Genomic DNA, 22,750 nt, shown 5'->3' with positions numbered 1-22,750 from the left:
CGCCTCCTTACTTCGGCATGAGGTCGGCTCGGGCGGCGGCGCGCAGCAGCTTCGGGGTCAGCCGGGACAGCACGAGCCCCGCTCTGGCCTCCGGGGTGACCGGCGCCAGCGCGGGGGCGCGGCGGGTGGCGCGCAGGATCTGCTCGGCGGCGCGCTGCGCGCTGTAGTCTCGGCGCTGGTAGAGCTCGGTGGCGGCGCGGCGGCGCTTGGCCTGCTCGGCCTCGCCGAGCCCGGCGAAGCGGCTGCGGGTGGTGATGCCGGTGTTGACCAGGCCCGGGCACACGGCGGTGACCTTGACGCCGTCCCCGGCGAGCTCCACGCGCAGGCATTCGCTGAGCCGCAGCACCGCGGCCTTGGTGGTGCTGTAGGCGGGCAGCACGGCCGAGGGCAGGTAGGCCGCTGCGGAGGCGACGTTGATGATCCGGCCGCCTTCGCCGCGCTCGACCATCTGGCGGCCGAACAGGCGGCAGCCGTGGATGACGCCCCACAGGTTGACGTCGATGACGTCCTCCCAGTCGGCCGCGGTGGTGTCCAGGAACGCCCCGGCGAGGCCGATCCCGGCGTTGTTGATCACCACGTCCGGCGTGCCGAGCTCGGTCTGCACGTCCAACGCGAAGTCGGTCATCGCGGCCCGGTCGGACACGTCGACCTGGTAGGTGGTGACGGCCTCGCCGAGCTCCTCGGCGGTGGCGTCCAGGGCCTTGCGGTCGACGTCGGCGGCGACCACGTGCGCACCGGCACGGGCGAAAGCGCTCGCGGTGGCCCGGCCGATGCCGTTTCCGGCGCCGGTGATGACGACGAGCTGGTCGGCGAACTCACCGCGCCCGGGCCGGACGCGGGCGCGGCGCAGCCCTCGGGTCTGCTCACCACCTTCGACGTGGTCGACGAGCTCGGCGGCGCAGCGCGCGACGAGCTCCGGGCGGCTGCGGGGCAACCAGTGCCCGCCGGGCAGGTGCCGCACCCGCAGGTCCTCGGCGAGCGCTTCGACCTCGGTCTGCAGCGGTGCCGACACGAACGGGTCGCCGGTGGGCGCCAGGACCTGGACCGGGACCGAGGTGCGGCGCTGGGCGGGCTCGCGGAGGCGTCCGGCGTTGGCGCGGTAGAGCTCCAGGCCGTGCACGCCGTCGGCGACGACCGGGCGGGTCGGCGCGGCCGCGGCCTTGGGGTCGAGGCGTTCGAGGTTGGCGATGAGCTTGGGCATGATGCCGCTGCGCCACGCCAGTTCGGGCAGCGCGGGCAGCTGGAAGAACGCGATGTAGGCGGAGAAGGCCAGCTGGGTGGTCAGCTCCCGCAGATCGCGCAGGTCGGGGCGCAGCTTCGCGCGCAGCCACTGGCCGTAGTGGTCCAGGCAGGGACCGGAGATCGAGGTGTAGGAGGCGATGCGGCCTGCGGCGCGCGAGTCGGTGACGGCGTGCCAGGACTGCACCGATCCCCAGTCGTGGGCCAGCAGGTGCACGGGACGGTCCGGGCTGACGGCCTCGGCGACGGTGAACAGGTCGTCGGCGAGCCGGTCGACGAGGTAGCCGTCGGTGCTGCTCGGGCGGGCGGACTCGCCGGCGCCGCGCACGTCGTAGGTGACGACCCGGTAGCGCTCCGACAGGGCGGCGGCGACGCCGTCCCAGACGGTGTGGTTGTCCGGGTATCCGTGCACGGCCAGCACGGTGGGCGCGTCTTCGGGGCCGCGCACCTGCACGGCCAAGCGCAGCCCGTCGTCGGTTTCGAGCCACCCGGATCCCGCCTGCCACGCTGCGCCAGCCATGCGCGAAAGCCTAACCACGTTGTCAATGGGCGTTGTAAGAATCCACTCGATCGTCACCCAGAATCCCCCGAGTTCGCCTTCGTGTCACCAGTTCCGGCGGCCTCCGAACGTCCGATTTCCGGGGAAACACCCGGTCCCGAGCCCCCTTGCCCCGGTGAACTCCACTCCCTAAGACAGGCGAGGACCGCGGTGGGTTCCTACGGTTGGGGCATGGGTGATCGTCGGCGTGAGGTTCCGGGAACCGATCGGGTGCTGGCCGATCCGCGGGTCGCCGCCGCCGTTGGGCGACTCGGGCACGAACGGGTGGTGCAGGTCGTCCGGGAGGTGGCGCAGCGGGCGCGGGACGGACTCCTTCCGCCGACCGAGGTCGTGGCGGAAACCGTTGCCGCGCTGCCCGATTCGGCGTGCGGGATGCGGCGGGTGCTCAACGCGACCGGAGTGCTGCTGCACACCAACCTCGGGCGCGCACCGCTGTCGGCCGCCGCCCGGAAGGCCCTGGACATCGCGGCCGGGACCACCGATGTGGAGCTCGACCTCGACACCGGGGATCGCGGTCCGCGCGGCGCTTCGGCTCTGGCGGCGCTGCGGGAGGCGGTACCCGCCGCCGAGGACGCGCACGTGGTCAACAACGGGGCCGCGGCGCTCGCCCTGGCCGCGACGGCGCTCGCCGCCGGGCGCGAGATCGTGCTGGCGCGCGGCGAGATGGTCGAGATCGGCGACGGCTTCCGCATCCCCGACCTGCTCACCTCCACCGGGGCGCGGCTGCACGAGGTCGGCACCACCAACCGGGTCCGCCTCGACGACTACCGCCGAGCCCTCGGCCCGGACACCGGGTTCGCGCTCAAGATCCACCCGTCGAACTTCGTGATCAGCGGTTTCACCGCCGAGGTCCCGGTCGCCGAGCTGCGCGAACTCGGCGTCCCGGTCGTCGCCGACATCGGTTCCGGCCTGCTGCGCCCCGACCCCGCGCTGCCCGGCGAACCCGACGCCACCACGACCCTGACCGACGGCGCCGACCTGGTGATCGCCAGCGGCGACAAGCTCCTCGGCGGACCCCAGTGCGGCCTGCTGCTGGGCCGCGCCGAACTCGTGCACCGGCTCCGCCGCCACCCGCTGGCGCGAGCGCTGCGCGTCGACAAGCTCACCCTGGCCGCCCTGGAGGCGACCGTGCGCGGCCCCAGGCCCCCGGTCGCCGAAGCCCTGCACCGCGACGGGCTTCCGGAACGCGCTGCGGCCCTGGCGGATTCGCTGGCCGCCGCCGGAATCCCCGCCGAAGACGTGGACACCCGCGCCACCGTCGGCGGAGGCGGCGCACCCGGCGTGGACCTGCCCAGCGCCGCCGTCGCCCTGCCGGTCCGCTTCGCCAAGCAGCTGCGGCTCGGGACTCCCCCGGTGATGGCGCGGGTGGAGCGGCAGCGCTGCCTGCTGGACCTGCGCGCCCTCGACCCCGCCGACGACGACGCGCTGCGCCGCGCGGTGCTCGGCGCCCAATAGGACTCGCAGCAGCAGGACTCGCAGCAGGAGGAATCACGGCAGGAGGTGCCGATGCGGGTGGTGGCCACGGCCGGGCACGTCGACCACGGCAAGTCCACGCTGATCCGGCGGCTGACCGGCATGGAACCCGACCGGTGGGCGGAGGAACGCCGCCGGGGCCTGACGATCGACCTCGGCTTCGCCTGGACCGAGCTGGCCGACGGGTGCTCGGTGGCGTTCGTCGACGTGCCCGGGCACGAGCGGTTCGTGCCCAACATGCTGGCCGGGGTCGGGCCCGTCCCGGCCGTGCTGTTCGTGGTGGCCGCCGACGAGGGCTGGATGCCGCAGTCCGCCGAGCACCTCGACGCCCTGGACGCGCTGGGCGTGTCCGACGGGCTGCTGGTCATCACCCGCAGCGACCTCGCCGATCCCGAGCCCGCGCTGGAGCAGGCGCGGGCCCGACTGCGCGGCACGAGCCTCGCCGAGGTCCCGCCGGTGCTGGTCAGCGGCCGGACCGGGCAGGGCTGGGACGAACTGACCGAGGCGCTGGACGCGATGCTGCACCGGCTCGCCCCGGCCGATCCCGACGCCGACGTGCGGCTGTGGATCGACCGCGCGTTCGCCGTCAGAGGCGCGGGCACGGTCGTCACCGGCACCCTGCAGGGCGGCGCTCTCCGGGTCGGCGACCGGCTGCGGCTGACCCCGTCGGGGCTGGACGCCCCGATCCGGGCGCTGCACGCCCTGGGCTCGGCCGAGGAGTCGCTGTCGGCCCCCGCGCGGGTGGCGGTGAACCTGCGAGGCGTCGACCTCGACCAGGTGCGGCGCGGCCACGCCCTGATCACTCCCGGGCGCTGGCTGAGCACCGACGTGGTCGACGTGCGCGTGCACCCGGCCGCCGATCTGCCGCAGCAGCTCACCCTGCACATCGGTTCGGCGGCCGTGCCCGCCCGCGTCCGGCCGCTGGGCGCCGACACCGCGCGGCTCGCGCTCCGGCAGCCGCTGCCGCTGCGGATCGGCGACCGGGCGCTGCTGCGCGACCCCGGCGGTCACGCGGTGCGCGCGGGCGTCACGGTCCTCGACGTCCGCCCGCCCGAGCTGCGACGGCGAGGCGCCGCCCGGGCGCGGGCCGAGCAGCTGGACCGGATCGACGGCGTCCCCGACGGGGTTGCCGAGCTCCGGCGACGGGGCCTGGTGCGCGCCGACGAGCTCGCCGCGATGGGCGCCGTCCCGCCCGGCAAAGGCCCGTGGCTGCTGTCCCCGCAGCACCGAGCGCACCTCGCCGCCCGGCTGCGCGACGTGCTCGCCGAGCACCGGCGGGACCACCCGCTCGACGACGGGATGCCCACCGGTGCCGCGCTGCGCGCCCTGGACTTGCCCGATCCGGAGCTGTTGCCCGGCATCGCCGCCGAAGCCGGACTCCCCGTCCAGCGCGGTCGCCTCGGCGGCGGCTCGGACCTGCCGGAGCCGGTGACGCGGGCCGTGGAGGTGCTGCTCGGCAGGCTGCGGGAACACCCGTTCCAGGCGCCCACGGCCGACGAGCTGGCCGAACTCGGCCTCGGCGACCGCGAGCTGGCCGCCGCCGAGCGCACCGGGGCGCTGCTGCGGCTCGCGCCCGGGCTCGTGCTGCTGCCCGATGCCGAGGACCTCGCGCTGCCCCGGCTGGCCGAGCTCGACGAGCCCTTCACGCTCAGCGAGGCCAAGCGGGCACTGGACACCTCGCGCCGGGTCGCGGTTCCCTTGCTTGAGCTGCTGGCCCGCCGCGGCCGCACCCGCCGGCTGCCCGACGGCACGCACAGAACCTGCTGCTGAGCGGGTCTGCGATCTTGCGGGGCTCACCGCATGGTGGGTGGTGGCGACGCCGGCGCTCGGGCGAGGGGAGCACGCCATGCCGCGCAAGATCTGGACCGGGTCGATCAACTTCGGCCTGGTGACCATCCCGGTCGGGCTCTACGCCGCGACCGAGGACCACACGATCCAGTTCCACCAGTACCAGCGCGGGACCACCGACCGGATCCGCTACAAGCGCGTCAACGAGACCACCGGGGACGAGGTCGGCTACAACGACATCGTCAAGGGCCGCGAGCACGGCGACGGCATCATCACCGTGGAGCAGTCCGAACTGGACGAGATCGCTCCCGGCCGCTCGCGCACCATCGACATCTCCACCTTCGTCGACCTCACCGAGATCGATCCGGTGCACTTCCAGAAGACCTACTGGCTGGCGCCCAATTCCAAGGAGCACTTCCGGCCCTACAACCTGCTGCGCCGCGCCATGCAGGAGACCGGGCAGGCCGGCATCGCCACGTTCGTGCTGCGCGGCAAGCAGTACCTCACCGCGGTGCGCGCCGACACCGACGTGCTGGCGCTGAACACGCTGTTCTTCGCCGACGAGATCCGCGATCCGGCCGACCTCGTCGGCGACCAGCCCGAGCAGGCCGATCCCTCCGACAAGGAGCTGCGGATGGCCACCACGATCATCGAGTCGATGAGCGGCGAGTGGAATCCCGAGGAGTACTCCGACACCTACACCGAGCGGGTCGAGGAGCTGCTGGCGGAGAAGGCGCGCGGCGGCGAGGTGCAGGCGGCCGAAGCGCCGCCGCAGCCCACCGACGTCATCGACCTCACCGAGGCGCTGCGGCGCAGCGTCGACGAGGCCCGCAAGGGCCGGGCGCCCCAGCCCTCCGAGGACCTCTCGGAGCTGACCAAGGCCGAGCTCGACGACCGCGCGCGGGAGCTGGGCGTCAAGGGCCGCTCGAAGATGAAGCGGGCCGAGCTGGAGCGGGCCGTGGCCGAGGCCGGGCGCGGCTCCCGCAAGGCGTCCTGAGCCGGCGGGCCGACCGGTCAGGAAGTCGTTCGAAAAAGTTCCGCGATCTTGCGTCATGGCCGCGCCCCAGGTGGGTCCCGATCGTGTGGGCGGGCCTGGAGCCGCTCACGGGCGCGCGGAACGCAGAGGGGATTCCGCGTGTGAAGAACCGCCGGGGGCGGCTGCTGTGGATGCGGTCTCCCCCGGCGGTCCCCGCACGTGACCGGGTTCACCGGGCGGCGACTCCGGCGGCGCCGAGCCGGTCGCGATGTGCTGAGATTCGTGTCATGGACGCGGGTGCCTGGTCGGTGGTGGGAGCACGCCGTGAACTCGACGCCGCCGGTGTCGCGCCCGCCCTCCGCCCCGCCTACCTGCGGTCCCGGGCGCTCAACGCCGAGCACGGCCGCACCTACTTCCTGGCGACCCGGCTGCTGCCGCCGCACCGGCGGCCCGCCGTGCACGCCCTCTACGGCTTCGCCCGCTGGGTCGACGACATCGTCGACGACGTCGGCCCCGACTCCCCCGCGCTGCGCGCCGAACGCCTCGACGAGCTGGAGGACCTGCTGCGGCTCGCGCTGAAGTCGGGCACCAGCGAGCACCCGGTGCTGGCGGCGCTTGCCGACACGGTGGAGCGCCACCAGGTCGATCCGGTGCTGTTCGAGGACTTCCTGGCCTCGATGCGGATGGACCTCACCGTCACCGACTACCCCACCCGCCCCGACCTGGAGCGCTACGTCCACGGTTCGGCGGCGGTCATCGGGTTGCAGCTGCTGCCGGTGCTGGGCACCGTCGGCAGCCCGGACGAGGCGCGGGCGGCGGCCTCGGCGCTGGGCGTGGCCTTCCAGCTCACCAACTTCCTGCGCGACGTCGGCGAGGACCTCGACCGGGGCCGGGTGTACCTGCCCGCCGACGAGCTGGCGGTGTTCGGGGTGGACCGGCAGCGGCTCGCGTGGTGCCGCCGTCGCGGCCGGGCCGACGGGCCGGTGCGGCGGGCGCTGGCCGACCAGGTCGCGCGCACGCGCGCGCACTACCGCGCCGCCGAGCCCGGAATCCGTCTGCTGGCGCCGGATTCGCGTCCGTGCGTGCGCACCGCGGCGGTGCTCTACGGCGAGATCCTCGACCACATCGTCGGATCGGGTTACGACGTGTTCGCCCGACGCGTCGCCGTGCCGGTCTCGCGCAGGCTGGCGGTCGCCGCTCGCGCGGCGGGTGTGGTCCTCGTCTCGCGCGCGGTGCGTTCAGGCTTGGCGGCCCGTCCTCGCGGGTAGTACCAGGGCAGCCCGCCACACACCGGGCCTCGCAAAGCCTGCGTGTTCGAAACCGGGGAGCCCGCCGATGAGCGCACAACCGACGAGCTGGCAGAACGTCAGCGCGACCGCCGACATGATCACCGTCGCCGGTCATCGCCTGAACGAGGGCGCCCGCGCCATCACCGACAGCCCTGCCGAGGCCGTCCGGGCGCGGGACGCGCTGCTGGACCTCAGCGCCGCGAGCGCGAGACTGGCGCGCCAACTCGACCTGCTCGCCGCCGACAGCGGCGGCGCCGGTTCCGAACCGCCCGAGGTGCACGTGGCGCTCGACCAGGCCGCCGCGGCGGCCGAGGACCTGGGCAACTGCACGCGGGTCGCGGCCAAGGCCATCGAGGACGAGCTGGGCGGCGAGCGCTGAGCCCGCCGCCCGGTCGCACCCGTCAGGGAGCCTGGACGAGCCCCGCGCCCACGTCGGTGCCCGGCAGCGGCAGCCGCTTGGCCGACTGGGTCAGCCGCGTCCACAGCGCCCGCGAGCGGTCCGGCGACTGCTGGGCGTGCAGCGCCGCCACGCCGGAGACGTGCGGCGTCGCCATGCTGGTGCCGTCGAGCTTGCGGTAGCGCTCGGCGCCCGGCCAGGACGAGTAGACGTCGACACCGGGCGCGGCCACGTCGACCTGCCCGATGTTGTCGACGGTGCCGCAGGAGAAGTCGGCGACCTGCATCTGCGAGTCGACCGCACCGACCGCCATCACCGACGGGCAGTTCGCCGGGTGGCCGACCGGGGCGATCACGCCCGCGGAGCGCTGACTCTCGTTTCCGGCGGCGGCGATGATCAGCGTGCCGCGCTCCAGGGCGCGGCGGGCCACCCGTTCGAACGCCTCCGAGTAGGGCGCGCCGGGTTCGGTGGCCGAGCCCAGCGACATCGACACGATCGAGCAGCTGTTGGACAGCGCCCACTCGATGCCCGACAGGATGCCGCTGTCCGAGCCCGATCCGTCGTCGCCGAGGACCTTCCCGGCGTAGATGCTGGCCTGGTTCGCGACGCCGTAGCCCGGCCCGGCCTGCGAGGTGCGCGGGCCGCAGGCGGTGCCGATGACGTGGGTGCCGTGGCCGTGGCCGTCGTGGGCGCTCTGCCCCTCGACGAAGGCGCCGGTGACGATGTCGCGCCCGGCGAAGTCGGGGTGCTGCTCGTCGAGGCCGGTGTCGAGCACGGCCACCCGCACCCCTGCTCCGGTCGCGGCGGAGGCGTCGGCCCGCACCGCCTGCAGTCCCCAGGTGAACTCGCCTTCCGCGGGCGGGGCCGGTTCGCCGATGGCGAAGACCCGGCGCTCGGCCTCGACGCCGGCGATCGGGCCGGTCTCGCCGACGGCGCGCTGCAGGTTGGCGAACTGCTCCTCGTCGGCGTCGATGAGCGCGATGCCGAGCTGGTGCAGCACGATTCCGCCCGCGCCGCTGAACAGCTCGCCGGGCGCGGCACCGGCCGCGTCGGCGGTGTTGGCGGGGCGGATGCCGGTTAAGCGGGTCACCTCGCGGGTGCCGATGATGGTCGAGTCGTCTTCGAGCAGGACCAGGTAACGCCCGGTCAGACTGGATGTCATGTCACTCCTCGTCGATCGGTGGCGCGCGGATGTGCCTCATCGGTAGCGGACCGAGATCGACGATCACAACGAAACGACCTCCGCTGAACCCGTTCGTGTTACGGGGAGGGGGACGGCGGTCTCCGACACGCCGAAGGCTGGACGGGATCAGCTCCGCGTACTTCCATTGGGGGGAGGCCCCAGTGAGAGCCAACGCGGGAGGTCGTCATGACGGAGCACGGCAGGATCGTCGTCGGCGTGGACGGATCGGAACCCTCGAAGTGCGCGATGCGCTGGGCCCTCAAGCAGGCCGAGCTCACCGGGTCGACGGTGCGCGCGATCGGCGCCTGGGAGTTCCCCGCGTTCTACTCCTGGGAAGGCGGCCCGATGCCACCGGACGACTTCGAGGACTCGGCCCGGCAGTGCCTGGACGACACCGTCGAGGAGTTCGAGGGCTCCACCGAGGTGACCATCGAGCGCGAGCTGGTGCACGGCCACGCCGCCCAGGCCCTCATCGACGCCTCCGCCGAGGCCGACCTGCTGGTGGTCGGCAGCAGGGGCCACGGCAGCTTCTACGGCGCGCTCCTCGGCTCCGTCAGCCAGCGCTCAGCCCTGCACTCGAAGTGCCCGGTGGTGATCGTCCGCCACTAGGGAACGGTCGAGTGATCGCTTCGCTCGGCGGTGCCGCTGAGTCCCGAACCCGACGCAGCGGCACCGCCGCACCTCACGACGTGTGGCCGAGCCTCTCGGACAGGGCGGTGGCGCCTTCGCGGACCAGGTCGCGCAGGGCTGCCTCGGTCTCGTCGTTCCAGCGCAGGATCGGCACCGAGATGCTCATCGCGGCCACGACCGCACCGCTGGTGTCGCGCACCGGGGCGGCCACGCAGGCCACCGACTCGTTGGACTCGCAGTACTCGCGGGCCACGCCGTCCTCGGCGATCTCGTCGAGCTCTTTGCGCAGCGTCTTGCGGTTGGTGATGCTGTGCTCGGTCATGCCGTCGAGCTTCTGCCCGCTGTAGAGCTCGTCGACCTCGGCGCGCGGCAGGGCCGCCAGCAGCGTCTTGCCCAGCGCGGTGCAGTGCGCCGGGAGCCTGCGGCCGACCGCGGAGACCATCCGCACCGGGTGGGAGCTGTCGACCTTGGAGACGTAAAGCACGTCCGAGCCGTCGCGGACACCCACGTGCACGGTCTCCTGGCAGCGCTCGGCGATCTCCTCGGCGACCAGCTGGCCCTCGCGGGCCAGGTCGAGCCGTTCGGCGTAGGCCGACCCCAGTTGGAAGCTGCGCACGCCCAACCGGTACTTGTTGGTGGCGCGCCCGGTGGGCATCAGGTAGCCGCGCTCGTTGAGGGTGCCGACCAGTTCGTGCACCGTGGTGCGCGGCAGCCCGAGCTGCGCGGTGATCTCCGGAGCGCTGAGCTCATCGGCCTCCAGGAACAGTTCGAGGACGTCGAAGGCCCGCTCCACCGCCGGTACCGCTCGTGCCAACGCCGCTACTCCTTCCGCTTCGGGCCAACCGGAGAGGTTGACCGATATTTCGAACATCGTACCTGATATCGATCGAGGTGGAAGCGTTGTCTTGACCCCGGCTCGATCCCGATCATACGATTCCACGAACGTTGTTCGGAATGTCGAACGGAGTGTGTTCAAGGTGCGCCAGACGCGCGACTTCCTGCGATCCCTGGGTCTGCCCACCGACGACACGGCGGCCACCAGCGACAAGAGATTTCCCGACGGCGCCCAGTACCGCGTGGAGATCCCCAGCACCGAAGGCCCGGAGGTCCTCGACGCGGTGCTGGCCGAGGCCGACGAGCGCGGCGTCCTGGTGCACCGCATCTCCCAGGGCAGCGGCGGGATGCTGCTCACCGACGACGAGCTGGCCGCCATGTCCACCACCGCCGCCGCGCGCTCGGTGGAGCTGAGCCTGTTCGCCCGGCCGCTGGCCGGGTGGGACACCAGCGCGATGGCGGTCTCCTCCGGCGGCGCCCCGGTGGCCGCGCAGGCGCGCGGGACCGACCAGCTGGTGCACGTGCTGGAGGACATCCGCCGCACCGCCGAGTCCGGCATCCGCAGCGTGCTCATCACCGACCTCGGCGTGCTCAAGGTCGCCTCGGCGATGCGCGAGGCCGGGGACCTGCCCGGCGACCTGCAGTTCAAGATCAGCGTGCAGATGGGCCTGGCCAACCCGGCCTCGGTGCGCATCGCCGAGGACCTGGGCGCCGACACCTACAACGTGCCCACCGACCTGAGCCTCGGGCAGCTGGCGGCGATCCGGGCGGCCACCGACCTGCCGCTGGACGTCTACGTCGAGTCGCCCGACGACATGGGCGGGTTCGTCCGGCACTTCGAGATCGCCGAGATCGTGCGGGTCGCCGCCCCGGTCTACGTCAAGTTCGGCCTGCGCAACGCGCCCAACATCTACCCCAGCGGCAGCCACCTCACCGACACCGCCGTGCGGCTCGGCCGCGAGCGCGTGCGCCGGGCGCAGATCGGACTCGGCCTGCTGCGCCGCTACGCGCCGGAGGCCGTCGCATCGGCGCTCCCGGCCGAGGGGCTTGCCGTGCCCGTGTCGGGGTAGCGGCCTATCGTCGGCGCCGTGCCCACCGCCGTCGCGCTCCGCTCCCGCTCCGGCCGCTGGATCCTGGTGGCCACCATCCTCGGCTCGGGGGTGGCGTTCCTGGACGGGTCCGTGGTCAACGTGGCGCTGCCGGCCATCGGCCGCGACGTCGGCGGCGGGATGCGGGTGCTGCAGTGGGTGCTCGACGCCTACCTGCTCACGCTGAGCGCGTTGCTGCTGCTCGGCGGCGCGCTGGGCGACCGCTACGGGCGTCGGCGGATCTTCACCGCCGGGCTGGTCGTGTTCACGATCGCCTCGCTGGGCTGCGGGCTGGCGCCGACCGGGGAAGCCCTGATCGCGGCGCGGCTGGCCCAGGGCGTCGGCGGTGCGCTGCTGGTGCCGGGCAGCCTGGCGCTGATCAACGCCTCCATCGATCCCGACGACCGCGGTGAGGCCGTGGGGCGCTGGGCGGGGCTGACCGGGGTGTCCTCGGCGGTCGGGCCGTTCGTGGGCGGCTGGCTGGTCGACGCCGCGTCGTGGCGGTGGGTGTTCTTCATCAACGTGCCCATCGCCGCCGCCGCTCTGCTGGCGCTGCGGCACGTCCCCGAGACGCGGGATCCGAACGCGAGCGGGCGGCTCGACGTCGGCGGCGCGGTGGCGGTCACGCTCGGGCTGGCCGGGACCGTGTTCGCGCTCATCGAGATCCCGACGATCGGCTGGGACCCGGTTTCCACCACGGCTGCGGTGGTCGGGGTCACCGCGCTCGTGGTGTTCCCGCTGCTGGAAGCCCGCCACCCGGCTCCGCTGCTGCCGCTGTCGCTGCTGCGGTCCTCGCAGTTCACCGGCGCGAACCTGGTCACGCTGGCGGTGTACTCGGCGTTGAGCGGGGCGTTGTTCCTGCTCTCGCTGCAGCTGCAGCAGACGATGGGCTACACGGCGATGGAAGCGGGCATCGCGACGCTGCCGATCACGATCATCATGCTGCTGCTGTCCGGCCGGATCGGCGCGCTGGCGCAGCGGACCGGGCCGCGGATCCCGATGACGGTGGGGCCGTTCGGCTGCGCGGCCGGGCTCCTGCTGCTCACCCGCGCCGAGGCCGGGGCGAGCTACGCCGGCGGGGTGCTGCCGGGGGTGCTGGTGTTCGGGCTGGGCCTGTCGATCACGGTGGCGCCGCTGACGGCGGCGGTGCTGGGTTCGGTCCGGCCCGAGCGCGGCGGGGTGGCCTCAGGCGTGAACAACGCCGTGTCGCGGCTGGCCGGGCTGCTGGCGGTGGCGGTGCTGCCGGTGGTCGCCGGGCTGTCGGGCACCGGCGACGGCGCGCCGCTGGGACCGGGTTTCGCGACCGCGCTGCAGATCTCGGCAGCGCTGTGCGCGGCGGGCGGGCTGCTGGCGGCGCTGACCATCGGTCGCGGGGACCGGGTCGAGACGCCTCCGCTGCCGGGTCTCAACCACGCGTGCCAGGACCCGGCCTGCGAGTGCCGCGACTGATCCGAACTCCTCTAGCCATGCGGGCGAGGCTATGGATCCCCCAGCACGCTCGGTAAGGCCGAAAGTCACCGATTCCGATGATCGGTTCACCACCTCGCGCAGCCCGGATGTGGTGGGATCGGGTCATGAGACGAGGTCGGCGCGGTCATCCGTGCGAGGTTCCCCTCCAGATCGGGTTGTGGCGCTGCCCGGACTGCGGGCAGCAGTGGGAGGTCCACGGCATCGAGGGCAACCCCCGCATCCGCAAGGTCAGCCGGGTCGGTTGGTTCCTCGCCAAGCTGCTGGGGTGACCTGACCACCGGTTACGCTGGGCGGACCATGCGTCGCAAGCTCCGCTCACCCCTGCCGCAGCGCGACGGGCTGGACCCGGTCCGGGTGCACCTGCCCACCGACGGGCGGTGGGCGACCGTGCGGGACTTCCTCGTCGAGCGCCTGCCCAAGCTCTCCCCCGCGCTCGTCGACGAGATGCTGGCGGCGGGGCGGTTCGTCACCCACGACGGGCCGGTGGCCGCGGACGAGGCGTTCCGGCCCGGCGGGTTCGTGTGGTTCCACCGCGACGTGGCACCGGAGACGCCGGTGCCGTTCGAGCTGGAGGTCCTGCACCGCGACGAGGAGATCCTCGTCGTCGACAAGCCGCACTTCCTGGCCACCACCCCGCGCGGCGGGCACGTCACCGAGACCGCCCTGATCCGCCTGCGCAGGCAGCTCGACCTGCCGGACCTGTCCCCCGCGCACCGGCTGGACCGCGCCACGGCGGGTCTCGTGCTGTTCGTCGTCGATCCCGCGCTGCGCGGCGCGTACCAGACCCTGTTCCACGACCGCCGGGTCGACAAGACCTACGAGGCCATCGCTCCCCACGACCCGGGTCTGACGTTCCCCCGCACGATCCACAGCCGCATCGTCAAGCACCGGGGCGTGCTGGCGGCGTTCGAGGAAGCCGGCGAGCCCAACGCCGAAACCCGCGTCGAACTCCTCGAATCCCGCGGCGCCCTGGCCCGCTACCGCCTGCACCCCCGCACCGGCCGCACCCACCAGATCCGGGTCCACCTCAACTCCCTCGGCCTCCCCATCGTCGGCGACGACCTCTACCCCGAGGTCCGCCCGAAGCCCCCGGACGACTTCACCACCCCGCTGAGGCTCCTCGCCCGATCCCTCGAGTTCCCCGATCCCAGAACCGGCCGACCCCGCCACTTCCACTCCCGTCGAACCCTCCCCTGGCCCTGACGACGACGTGGTGGGTGCCGGGTCCCGTCGCGCGCGCAGCTGCGTAGGGGACGGTTTTTCCTCGAATCACCCATGATCAATGTCCGAAATGTCCGGTCAATTCGAGGAAAAACCGTCCCCTGGTGACGCACGCGCTCCGCGGAACCGACGCAACGGGGTCAGAGGGTGGCTACGGGGTCAGAGGGTGGCTACGGGGGTGGTGGGTGAGCCGACGGCGCCGGGGAGGTTGAGGGGTGGGGCGGTGAGGAGGAAGCGGGAGCGGTGCAGGCGGTGGAGGTCGGCTGCGAGGGGTGTCAGGTGCCAGAGCTCGCCGAGGTGGACGCCGAGCTTGAACAGGCAGTGGTGGTGCAGCGGGAGGGCCGGGGCCGGGGGTTCGGCCGGGGTGGCCGGGTATTGCTCCACCGCGTAGTTGTCGGCGATCAGGGCTGACAGGCCGGCGTCGGTGATCCACCGGAGGAGCCGTTCGTCGCGGCCGTCCAGAGCCGGGCAGGCGCCGTGCAGGACGTCCGGGTCGGGGTCGCCGTCCATGTCGATGAGGCGCTGGGCGAATCCCGTGTGCAGGCAGACCATGTCGCCCTCCTCGACCTCGACGCCGTCGGCGGCCATGATCTCGGCGAGGGTGTCGTAGCCGACCACCGCGCGCTCGTCGCCGAGGTGCCGGTGCAGGTCGATGAGCACGCCCCGGCCCTGCGCCCCGGACCGGGCGAGGTTGTCGATGCCCAGCGGCCCGCCGCTGGAAGTGGTGCGCTCGTGCAGGTCCCCGGTCCCGGAGTCCGCCGGCTCCGACGGCCCGACGACGTCCTCCCCCGCGCGGAACCCGTTGTAGAACACCGGTTCCGGGACCCCGTCGCCGTCGGCGTCGAACAGGGCCCCGGCGTGCGCGAAGGAGTCCCACTGCGTCGAGTACTGCAGGTGCAGCACGACGAGGTCGTCGCAGAGGACGTCGGTGGCCCCCTCGACCCGCTGCCCCAGCCGGTAGTTGAAGTTGATCTCCCCGAACCGCCGCGTCGGGCGCAGCGCGGGCGGGAACCGGTTGGGGTTCAACGCGTTCCCGCCCGGCAGCGTCAGCGGCAGGCTCAGCGCGTGGCTGATCCCCTCGCGCACCTCGGCGGCCGCGGCGCGCACCCGCTCCGGGGTCAGCAGGTTCATGCGGCCGCGGGTGTCGCCGGGGCCGAACTCACCCCAGTTGGACCCCTCCGGCCGCCGGGTCCAGCGTGCTCCGGTCACGTTCGCCTCCCGGGTTCTCGCGTTCGTCGTGACTGCGCTCGTCGTGATCGGGCCGCCGCAGCAGCGCCAGCACGCAGCCCAGCGTGAGCAGCACCTGGAACAGCGCGTAGGCGATGACGACGTTGATCGACCCCGACGCGCTCAGCAGGAACTGGCCCACCACCGGCGTCGTCCCGCCCAGCAGCGTCCCGCACAGCTGGTAGCAGAGCGAGAGCCCGGTGTAGCGCACCTCGGCGGGGAACCGCCCGGCGAGGATGCCGGCCATCGCCGCGTAGTACAGGCAGTGCGGCACCGTGGCCACCGCGACACCGGCCATCGCCAGCCAGTAGTTCCCGGTGGCGATGAGCAGGAACATCAGCGGCAGCAGCACGACCTCCGGCAGCAGCATCAGCGTCACCGCGCGGGACAGGCTGCGCATCCGGGTGGCGATCACCGCACCGAAGGGCTGCACCACGATCTGGGCGATGTTGGCGACCAGGATGATCGTCAGGAAGTCGGTCTTGGCGAACCCGAGGTCGCCGGTGGCCCAGGCCAGCGCGAACGTCGACTTGAAGTAGGTCGCCGACAGCCCGATCGTGCACGCCCCGATGCCCAGCGCGAGCAGCCCGGGGTGCGAGCGCACGACCTCCCACACCGGCAGCTTCGCGGTGCGCTTGGACTCGATGAGCCGCGCCATCGCCGGGGACTCGGTGACCCGCAGCCGGATGAACAGCCCCACCACGACCAGCGCCGCCGAGGCCAGGAACGGGATCCGCCAGCCCCAGCTGAGCATGTCGGGTTCGGGCAGCCTGCTGATCAGCAGGAAGCAGACGGTGCTCAGGGTGTTGCCGACCGGCGAGCCCTGCTGGGCGAAGGCTCCGTAGAGGATCGACTTGCCCTTGGGCGCGTGCTCGGAGGCGATGAGCACCGAGCCGCCCCACTCACCGCCGAGCCCGATGCCCTGCACCATCCGGATGCACACCAGCAGGATCGGCGCCCACACCCCGATCTGGGCGTAACCGGGCAGCAGACCGATCGCGGTGGTCGCGACGCCCATCATCAGCAGCGTGATGACCAGGGTCTTCTTGCGCCCCAACCGGTCTCCGATGTGGCCGAAGACGATGCCGCCGATCGGGCGGGCGAGGAAGCCGACCCAGAACGTCGCGAACGCGACCAGCGTTCCCAGCGCGCCGTCGAGCTCGGGGAAGAAGACCTTGTCGAAGACCAGCGCTGAGGCCGTGCCGTAGATGTAGAAGTCGAACCACTCGATGGTCGAGCCGATGAAGGCCCCGACCCCGGCACGGTTCGCCGTGCGCGCGCTGCTCAATGAATTCCCCTTCGAATCCGGTGTGATCGCAGCAACGGTGGCAGCCCGAACGCGACAGCGTCCAATACAAGATCGGTGGCGGATTGAGATCGGATTCGGATCAATCGGGGGTGGGCAGGGCGGTTTCGGCGATGCCGAGGACCGTGTGCAGCGCGGCGTTGGTGTTGTCGGAGCGCCAGGCCAGGGCGGCGCGCAGCCGCGTGGGCTCGCCGGCGAGCTCGCGGTAGACGAGCCCGGTCTGCTGGATGTGCTGGCAGGAGGTCAACGTCAGCGTCACGCCGACACCGGCCGCCACCAGGGCGAGGATCGTGTAGGAGTCCGGCGCCTCCTGCACCACGCGCGGGGTGAAACCGCCTGCGACGCAGGCCTTCACCAGCGCGTCCCGCAACGTCGACCCGGCGTTGGAGGGGAAGCTGACGAACGGCTCGTCGGCGAGTTCGGCGATCGGGACGCGGTCGAGCCCGGCCAGCCGGTGATCGGTGGGCAGCGCGCAGATCAGCTCCTCCACCTCGATCACACGGGTGTCGACCCCCGGCTGGTTCACCGGCAGCCGCACGAACCCGAGATCCAGGGTGCCGTCGGCGACGCGGGCCAGCGCCACGTCGGCGTAGGTCTGCCCGCGCATCACCAGCTCCAGGCCCGGGTGCGCGGCGCGGACCGCGCGGGTGAGCAGCGGCAGCGCCTCGTGGCTGGAGGCGCCGGCGAAGCCGACGGTGACCCGGCCGTACTCGCCGCGCCCGGCGGCCTTGGCGGCGCCGACGGCCATGTCGACGTCGTCGAGGACCGTGCGGGCGGGCTCAAGGAAGGACTCGCCGGCGTTGGTGAGCCGCACCGAGCGGGTGTTGCGCTCGAACAGCTTCACGCCCAGCTCCTTCTCCAGCTGCCTGATCTGCTGGCTCAGCGGCGGCTGGGCCATCCGCAGGCGCTGGGCGGCGCGGCCGAAGTGCAGTTCCTCGGCGACCGCGACGAACGCGGTCAGGTAGCGCAGCTCCACACCCATCCCCTCGATCCATTCGCCCGGGCTCTTGATCTGACACTAATTCGGTATTGGACCTGTCTCAATCCGGGGTGGCAGGGTGAGCCGCACACCGCGAGACCTTGGGGGCCACCGATGCCGCAGCCCGACAAGACCACCTCGATGCGGGAGGCCATCGCCGAGTTCGTCACCGACGGCGCCACCGTGTCGCTGGAGGGCTTCACGCACCTGATCCCGACCGCGGCCGGGCACGAGATCATCCGGCAGGGCCGCCGCGACCTCACGATCGCGCGGATGACCGCCGACGTCGTCACCGACCAGCTCATCGCCGGGGACTGCGTGAGCAGGCTGATCTCGTCGTTCGTCGGCAACTCCACCGCCGGGTCGCTCGGCGAGCTGCGCCGCCGGGTCGAGGCCGGGGCGCTGGCGTTCGAGGAGTACAGCCACTACGGCATGATCTGCCGCTACCTGGCCGGGGCCCAGCGGCTGCCGTTCTACCCGCTGCGCTCCTACGCCGGCAGCGACGTCCCGGCGGTCAACCCGAGCATCCGCAAGGTCACCTCGCCGTATCCCGCGCCGGACGGCGGCGAGGAGCAGATCTACGTGGTGCCGCCGCTGAACCCGGACGTGACGATCGTGCAGGCCCAGCGCGCCGACCGGTCCGGCAACACCCAGATCTGGGGCCTCACCGGCATCCAGGCCGAGGCGGTCTACGCGGCGCGCAAGGCGATCGTGGTGGTCGAGGAGGTGGTGGCCGACGAGGTCATCCGCTCCGACCCGAACCGCACGGTCATCCCCGCCCACGCCGTGGACGCCGTGGTGGCCTGCCCGCGCGGGGCGCACCCGGCGTTCGTGCAGGGCTACTACGACCGCGACGGGGCGTTCTACCGGGAGTGGTCGCAGATCAGCGCTGATCCGCAGCGGTTGCGCGGCTGGCTGGACGAGTGGGTGCGCGGCACCGCCGATCACGCCGCCTACGTCGCCAAGCTCGGCGAGGAGCGCTGGGCGGAGCTGGCCGTGGGCGAGGCGTGGAGCGAGCCGGTCAACTACGGCCGCAGGCTGTGAGGAGAGGTCGATGAGCATCACGTCGTCGGAACTGCTGGCCGCGGTCGCCTCGCGCGAACTGGCCGGGGCGAACACGGTCTTCGCCGGGATCGGCCTGCCGACGCTGGCGGTGTCGCTGGCGCAGCTGACGGTGGCGCCGGAGGTGGAGATCGTCTACGAGTCCGGGGTGTGCGGCGCGCACCCGGCCCAGCTGCCGGAGACCATCGCCGACGCGGTGCTGATCACCGACTCGGAGGCGGTGCTGCCGATGACCGCGCTGTTCGGCTACGTGCTGCAGGGCGCGCGCATCGACGTCGGGTTCCTCGGCGCGGCGCAGATCGACCGGTTCGGCAACCTCAACTCCTCGGTGATCGGCGACTGGCACGCCCCGAAGGTGCGGCTGCCGGGTTCGGGCGGCGCGATGGAGGTGATGGCCAACTCGGGTGAGGTGTTCGTGGTGATGCGCCGCCACGATCCGCGCTCGTTCACCGCCGAGCTGGACTTCTGCACCTCGCCCGGCCCGGACCGGGCGCTGGCCGACGGGATCCGGCCGCGCGGCAAGGGGGTCACGCGCGTCATCACCGACCTGGGCATCCTCGCCCGCGACGGCGTCGGCGAGGAGCTGCGGCTGGTGGCCACGCACCCGGGCGTCACCGTCGACGAGGTCCGCGCGGCCACCGGCTGGGACCTGCGGGTGGACTCGGAGCTGACCGAGATCGCACCGCCCACCGGGGACGAGCTCCGCATGCTGCGCGAGGACGTCGACCCCGCCCGCGTCTACCTCCGCTGAGGCGGTTCGGCATGTTTGGATGACCGGGTCCCCACGTCAACGGTGTTGGAGGGATTCGGTGCTGGAGGAGTTCCTGCGGGACTGGCACCCGCGGCCGGTGGTCGAGCACGACGCGATGGCGCCGGAGCAGGCCCGCGCGCTGGCCCACGTGCTGGAGGTCCCGGCCCCGGTCGACGAGCTGCCGCCGCTGTGGCACTGGGTGCACTTCCTGACCTGGCCGCCGCACTCCGAGCTCGGCCCGGACGGCCACCCGCTGGACGGGGACTTCCTGCCGCCGGTGCCCGACCGGCGTCGGATGTTCGCCGGTGGCCGGGTCGCGATCACCGAGCCGATCCGGCTGGGCACCCCGGCCGAGCGCACCACCGAGCTCGGCGGCGTCGTGGTCAAGCAGGGCCGTTCGGGCGAGATGGCGTTCGTGACCGAGCGCCGCGAGTTCCACCAGGACGGGCGGCTGCGGCTCACCGAGGAGGTCGACTACGTCTACCGCAGCGGCGAGAGCGAGGCGAAGAGCCCGAACCGGTTGCGCCCCACCGACTTCCCGGACTCCACCGCGGCCTGGCAGCAGCGGTTCACCGGGGAGCCGACGCGGCTGTTCCGGTTCAGCGCGCTGACCGCCAACACCCACCGCATCCACTACGACGAGCCCTACTGCCGCGAGGTGGAGGCCTACCCGGGGCTCGTGGTGCACGGCCCGCTGCTGGTGCTGCTCATGTCCGAGCTGGCCCGCGAGCACCGCGAGGTCACCGGCGTGTCGTTCCGGCTGCGACGCCCGGTGTTCTCCGGCGACCCGGTCCTGGTGTGCGGCGAGTCCGACGGGACGTTCTCGGTGCGCTCCGACCAGGTCCACGCCGAGGCGTCGATGACGTTCTCCGAGCCCGGGTAACATCGGGCGCGGCCACGATTGCGCAGGTCGGAGCACGTCCGGCCACGGGAGGGCGGGACGATGTCGACCGAGCAGTGGGTGCCCACGACCGCGCACTGGGGCGCTTACCAGGCGACGTCCGACGGTGACGGCGGTGTCCGGGTGCGGCCGCACCCGGACGACCCGGCGCCCTCTCCCCTGCTGGGCAACGTGCCCGGGATCGCCCGGCACGACACGCGGGTGCTGCGCCCGGCCGTGCGGCGCGGCTGGCTGCTCGGCGGGCCCGGGCCGTCGGCGCAGCGCGGGCGGGACGAGTTCGTCGAGGTCGACTGGGACACCGCGCTGGACCTGGTGGCCGCGCAGCTGGACCGGGTGCGCAACGAGTCGGGCAACGAGGCGATCTACGGCGGTTCCTACGGCTGGAGCAGCGCGGGCCGGTTCCACCACGCGCAGAGCCAGCTGCACCGGTTCCTCAACACCATCGGCGGTTACACGGCTTCGCGGAACAACTACAGCTTCGGGACCTCGCAGGTGCTGCTGCCGCACGTGGTGGGCAGCGCGGCGGCGGTGCTGGGCTACGCCGACAGCTGGGCGACGGTGCGCGAGCACGCGGACCTGATCGTGGCCTTCGGCGGCCTGCCGACCAAGAACCTGTCGGTCTCGCCGGGCGGGGTCAGCCGCCACACCAGCGCGGCGGCGGCCGCTGATCCCGGGGTGGCGGTGGCCTCGATCAGCCCGCTGGCCGACGACGTGCCCGCGGGGGGCCGCTGGTACTCGATCGAGCCGGGCACCGACGTGGCGATGCAGCTGGCCCTGGCGCACGTGCTGCTGACCGAGGACCTGCACGACACCGAGTTCCTGTCGCGCTGCTGCACGGGTTTCGACGTCTTCGCGGCCTACCTGCTGGGTTCCTCCGACGGCGTGCCGAAGACTCCGGAGTGGGCGGCGGAGATCTGCGGGATCGCCGCCGCCGACATCCGCGAGCTGGCGCGGCGGATGCCGACCGGCCGGACGCTGGTGACGGTCACCTGGTCGCTGCAGCGCACGCGCGGCGGCGAGCAGCCGGTGTGGGCGGGGATCGCGCTGGCGGCGATGCTCGGCCAGATCGGGCTTCCCGGCGGTGGTTTCGGGCACGGCTACGGGTCGATGGCCGAAGTCGGCGCCGACGGGCCGGTGCTGCACCTGCCGACGCTGCCGCAGGGTTCGAACCCGGTGAGCTCGTTCATCCCGGTCGCGCGCATCGCCGACATGCTGCTCGACCCGGGTGCGGAGTTCGACTACAACGGGCAGCGGCTGACCTACCCCGACATCCGGCTGGTGCACTGGGCGGGAGGCAACCCGTTCCACCACCACCAGGACCTCACCCGGCTGCGGCGGGCGTTCGCGCGGCCGGAGACGGTGGTGGTGCACGAGACGCACTGGACGGCCACCGCCCGGCACGCCGACGTGGTGCTGCCGGCGACCACGACGCTGGAGCGCGAGGACCTCGGCGCCGGGCGCCGCGACACGCATCTCACGGCGATGCACCGGGTGCTGGATCCGGTCGGCGAGGCCCGCGACGACTACGCGATCCTGGCCGGGCTCGCCGAGCGGCTCGGGGTGCGGCAGCGCTTCACCGAGGGCCGCGGCGCGCGGGGCTGGCTGGAGCACCTCTACGAGAAGTGGCGGGCGCCGCTGGTGCAGCAGGGCCACGACCTGCCGGACTTCGACATCTTCTGGCGGCTCGGCGAGGTGAAGTTGCCCGCGATGCCGGAGGACCCGCCGCTGGTGCGGTTCCGCCGGGACCCCGAGCGGGAACGGCTGCACACCCCCAGCGGCCGGATCGAGCTGTTCTCGGAGACGGTGGATTCCTTCGGCTACGAGGACTGCCCGGGGCATCCGGTGTGGCTGCCGCAGGAACGTCGGGCGCCGCTGCACCTGATCGCGAACCAGCCGCCGACCCGGCTGCACGGGCAGGGCGACGTGGGCGCGGTCAGCCGCGACTCCAAGGTGGCCGGTCGGGAGCCGATCACGCTGCACCCCGACGACGCGGCCGCGCGCGGCATCACCGACGGGACGGTGGTGCGGGTGTTCAACGACCGCGGCGCGTGCCTGGCCGGGGCCCGCCTCAGCGACCGCGTCCGCCCCGGCGTGGCGGTGCTGCCCACCGGAGCCTGGTTCGACCCGCAGCCCGACCCCCGGCGCCCGGGCCAGGACCTCTGCGCCCACGGCAACCCGAACGTCCTCACCGAGGACATCGGCTCGTCGCGCCTCTCCCAGGGCTGCGCGGGACAGCGCACCCACGTCGACGTCGAACCCGCCACCGAACCGCTGCCCGAGGTCGCGGTGCGCACCCCACCACCGCTCCGCCGGGGCTGAACTCGGCAGGGGGCGGTTTTTCCTCGAATTGACCGGACAAAAGGGACTTTGATCATGG

Annotated in this window: 20 protein-coding genes; 14 read left to right on the top strand and 6 right to left on the bottom strand. The window is 72.9% G+C overall.

All coding sequences use genetic code 11. The features are described 5' to 3' along the window. Window positions 1–7 precede the first annotated feature (7 nt). Entirely contained in the window at window positions 8–1,759 is a 1,752-nt protein-coding gene (locus tag QFW96_RS04590) for an SDR family oxidoreductase (RefSeq protein ID WP_281454250.1), read from the bottom strand. Between the two features lie 210 nt (window positions 1,760–1,969). Here QFW96_RS04590 and selA point away from each other — a divergent pair, with 210 nt between their 5' ends. From selA to QFW96_RS04565, 5 genes are all read left to right on the top strand, one after another. Next, a complete protein-coding gene (gene selA, locus QFW96_RS04585) occupies window positions 1,970–3,253 on the top strand; it encodes an L-seryl-tRNA(Sec) selenium transferase (RefSeq protein WP_281454249.1) in 1,284 nt (427 codons plus the stop codon). 51 nt (window positions 3,254–3,304) lie between these two features. Next, window positions 3,305–5,041: a selenocysteine-specific translation elongation factor gene (gene selB / locus QFW96_RS04580; RefSeq protein WP_281454248.1), complete on the top strand. Its 1,737-nt coding sequence runs from the start codon at window positions 3,305–3,307 to the stop codon at window positions 5,039–5,041. Window positions 5,042–5,117: 76 nt separating this feature from the next. Beyond that, window positions 5,118–6,056, top strand: coding sequence for a non-homologous end joining protein Ku (ku, locus tag QFW96_RS04575; protein WP_281454247.1), 939 nt, complete (start codon window positions 5,118–5,120; stop codon window positions 6,054–6,056). A 266-nt stretch (window positions 6,057–6,322) separates the two neighbouring features. Next, window positions 6,323–7,303 (top strand): phytoene/squalene synthase family protein, encoded by a 981-nt coding sequence (locus QFW96_RS04570; protein ID WP_281454246.1) that lies wholly within the window; start codon window positions 6,323–6,325, stop codon window positions 7,301–7,303. Window positions 7,304–7,370: 67 nt separating this feature from the next. After that, complete coding sequence (locus tag QFW96_RS04565; RefSeq protein WP_281454245.1) at window positions 7,371–7,703, top strand: hypothetical protein; 333 nt, start codon at window positions 7,371–7,373, stop codon at window positions 7,701–7,703. A gap of 22 nt (window positions 7,704–7,725) precedes the next feature. Here the strand turns inward: QFW96_RS04565 and QFW96_RS04560 are convergent, their stop codons facing one another. Beyond that, the gene (locus QFW96_RS04560) at window positions 7,726–8,883 is read right to left on the bottom strand and encodes a S8 family peptidase (protein ID WP_281454244.1); all 1,158 of its coding nucleotides are present in this window, start codon (window positions 8,881–8,883) and stop codon (window positions 7,726–7,728) included. Between the two features lie 207 nt (window positions 8,884–9,090). On the opposite strand from QFW96_RS04560, the gene QFW96_RS04555 reads away from it, so the two are divergent. After that, entirely contained in the window at window positions 9,091–9,513 is a 423-nt protein-coding gene (locus QFW96_RS04555) for a universal stress protein (protein WP_281454243.1), read from the top strand. A gap of 73 nt (window positions 9,514–9,586) precedes the next feature. On the opposite strand, the gene QFW96_RS04550 is transcribed toward QFW96_RS04555, so the two are convergent. After that, entirely contained in the window at window positions 9,587–10,348 is a 762-nt protein-coding gene (locus QFW96_RS04550) for an IclR family transcriptional regulator (protein WP_281454242.1), read from the bottom strand. Between the two features lie 163 nt (window positions 10,349–10,511). Here QFW96_RS04550 and QFW96_RS04545 point away from each other — a divergent pair, with 163 nt between their 5' ends. The 4 genes from QFW96_RS04545 to QFW96_RS04530 all read left to right on the top strand — a co-directional run bounded on the left by QFW96_RS04545 (window position 10,512) and on the right by QFW96_RS04530 (window position 14,129). Further along, window positions 10,512–11,438, top strand: a complete 927-nt coding sequence (locus QFW96_RS04545) for a U32 family peptidase (protein ID WP_281454241.1) — start codon at window positions 10,512–10,514, stop codon at window positions 11,436–11,438. 18 nt (window positions 11,439–11,456) lie between these two features. Further along, on the top strand, window positions 11,457–12,905 hold the full coding sequence (locus QFW96_RS04540) for an MFS transporter (protein WP_281454240.1): 1,449 nt from the start codon (window positions 11,457–11,459) through the stop codon (window positions 12,903–12,905). A gap of 125 nt (window positions 12,906–13,030) precedes the next feature. Further along, on the top strand, window positions 13,031–13,195 hold the full coding sequence (locus tag QFW96_RS04535; RefSeq protein ID WP_281454239.1) for a hypothetical protein: 165 nt from the start codon (window positions 13,031–13,033) through the stop codon (window positions 13,193–13,195). Between the two features lie 28 nt (window positions 13,196–13,223). Further along, window positions 13,224–14,129, top strand: coding sequence for a pseudouridine synthase (locus QFW96_RS04530; protein ID WP_281454238.1), 906 nt, complete (start codon window positions 13,224–13,226; stop codon window positions 14,127–14,129). Between the two features lie 177 nt (window positions 14,130–14,306). On the opposite strand, the gene QFW96_RS04525 is transcribed toward QFW96_RS04530, so the two are convergent. The 3 genes from QFW96_RS04525 to QFW96_RS04515 all read right to left on the bottom strand — a co-directional run bounded on the left by QFW96_RS04525 (window position 14,307) and on the right by QFW96_RS04515 (window position 17,656). Then, on the bottom strand, window positions 14,307–15,356 hold the full coding sequence (locus tag QFW96_RS04525; protein WP_281454237.1) for a cyclase family protein: 1,050 nt from the start codon (window positions 15,354–15,356) through the stop codon (window positions 14,307–14,309). Continuing rightward, window positions 15,307–16,662 carry an MFS transporter gene (locus QFW96_RS04520; RefSeq protein ID WP_281454236.1) on the bottom strand — a complete coding sequence of 452 codons (1,356 nt, stop codon included), beginning with the start codon at window positions 16,660–16,662 and terminating at the stop codon, window positions 15,307–15,309. The genes QFW96_RS04525 and QFW96_RS04520 overlap by 50 nt, the downstream gene beginning before the upstream one ends. 100 nt (window positions 16,663–16,762) lie before the next feature. Next, window positions 16,763–17,656, bottom strand: coding sequence for a LysR family transcriptional regulator (locus tag QFW96_RS04515; RefSeq protein WP_281454646.1), 894 nt, complete (start codon window positions 17,654–17,656; stop codon window positions 16,763–16,765). Window positions 17,657–17,773: 117 nt separating this feature from the next. On the opposite strand from QFW96_RS04515, the gene QFW96_RS04510 reads away from it, so the two are divergent. Genes QFW96_RS04510 through QFW96_RS04495 form a run of 4 tightly spaced genes read left to right on the top strand, consistent with a single transcriptional unit; the run spans window position 17,774 to window position 22,692 of the window. Further along, window positions 17,774–18,703, top strand: coding sequence for a CoA transferase subunit A (locus QFW96_RS04510; protein ID WP_281454235.1), 930 nt, complete (start codon window positions 17,774–17,776; stop codon window positions 18,701–18,703). Between the two features lie 10 nt (window positions 18,704–18,713). Continuing rightward, window positions 18,714–19,472, top strand: a complete 759-nt coding sequence (locus QFW96_RS04505) for a CoA-transferase subunit beta (protein WP_281454234.1) — start codon at window positions 18,714–18,716, stop codon at window positions 19,470–19,472. A 58-nt stretch (window positions 19,473–19,530) separates the two neighbouring features. Next, a complete protein-coding gene (locus tag QFW96_RS04500; protein ID WP_281454233.1) occupies window positions 19,531–20,355 on the top strand; it encodes an HTD2 family dehydratase in 825 nt (274 codons plus the stop codon). A gap of 60 nt (window positions 20,356–20,415) precedes the next feature. Continuing rightward, entirely contained in the window at window positions 20,416–22,692 is a 2,277-nt protein-coding gene (locus QFW96_RS04495; protein WP_281454232.1) for a molybdopterin-dependent oxidoreductase, read from the top strand. The last annotated feature ends 58 nt before the right edge of the window (window positions 22,693–22,750 follow it).

It is taken from the genome of Saccharopolyspora ipomoeae (assembly GCF_029952525.1).
GTDB lineage: Bacteria > Actinomycetota > Actinomycetes > Mycobacteriales > Pseudonocardiaceae > Saccharopolyspora > Saccharopolyspora ipomoeae.
The sequence above is the reverse complement of the archived record's forward strand: the minus strand, read 5'-3'. Positions and strand labels throughout refer to the sequence as shown.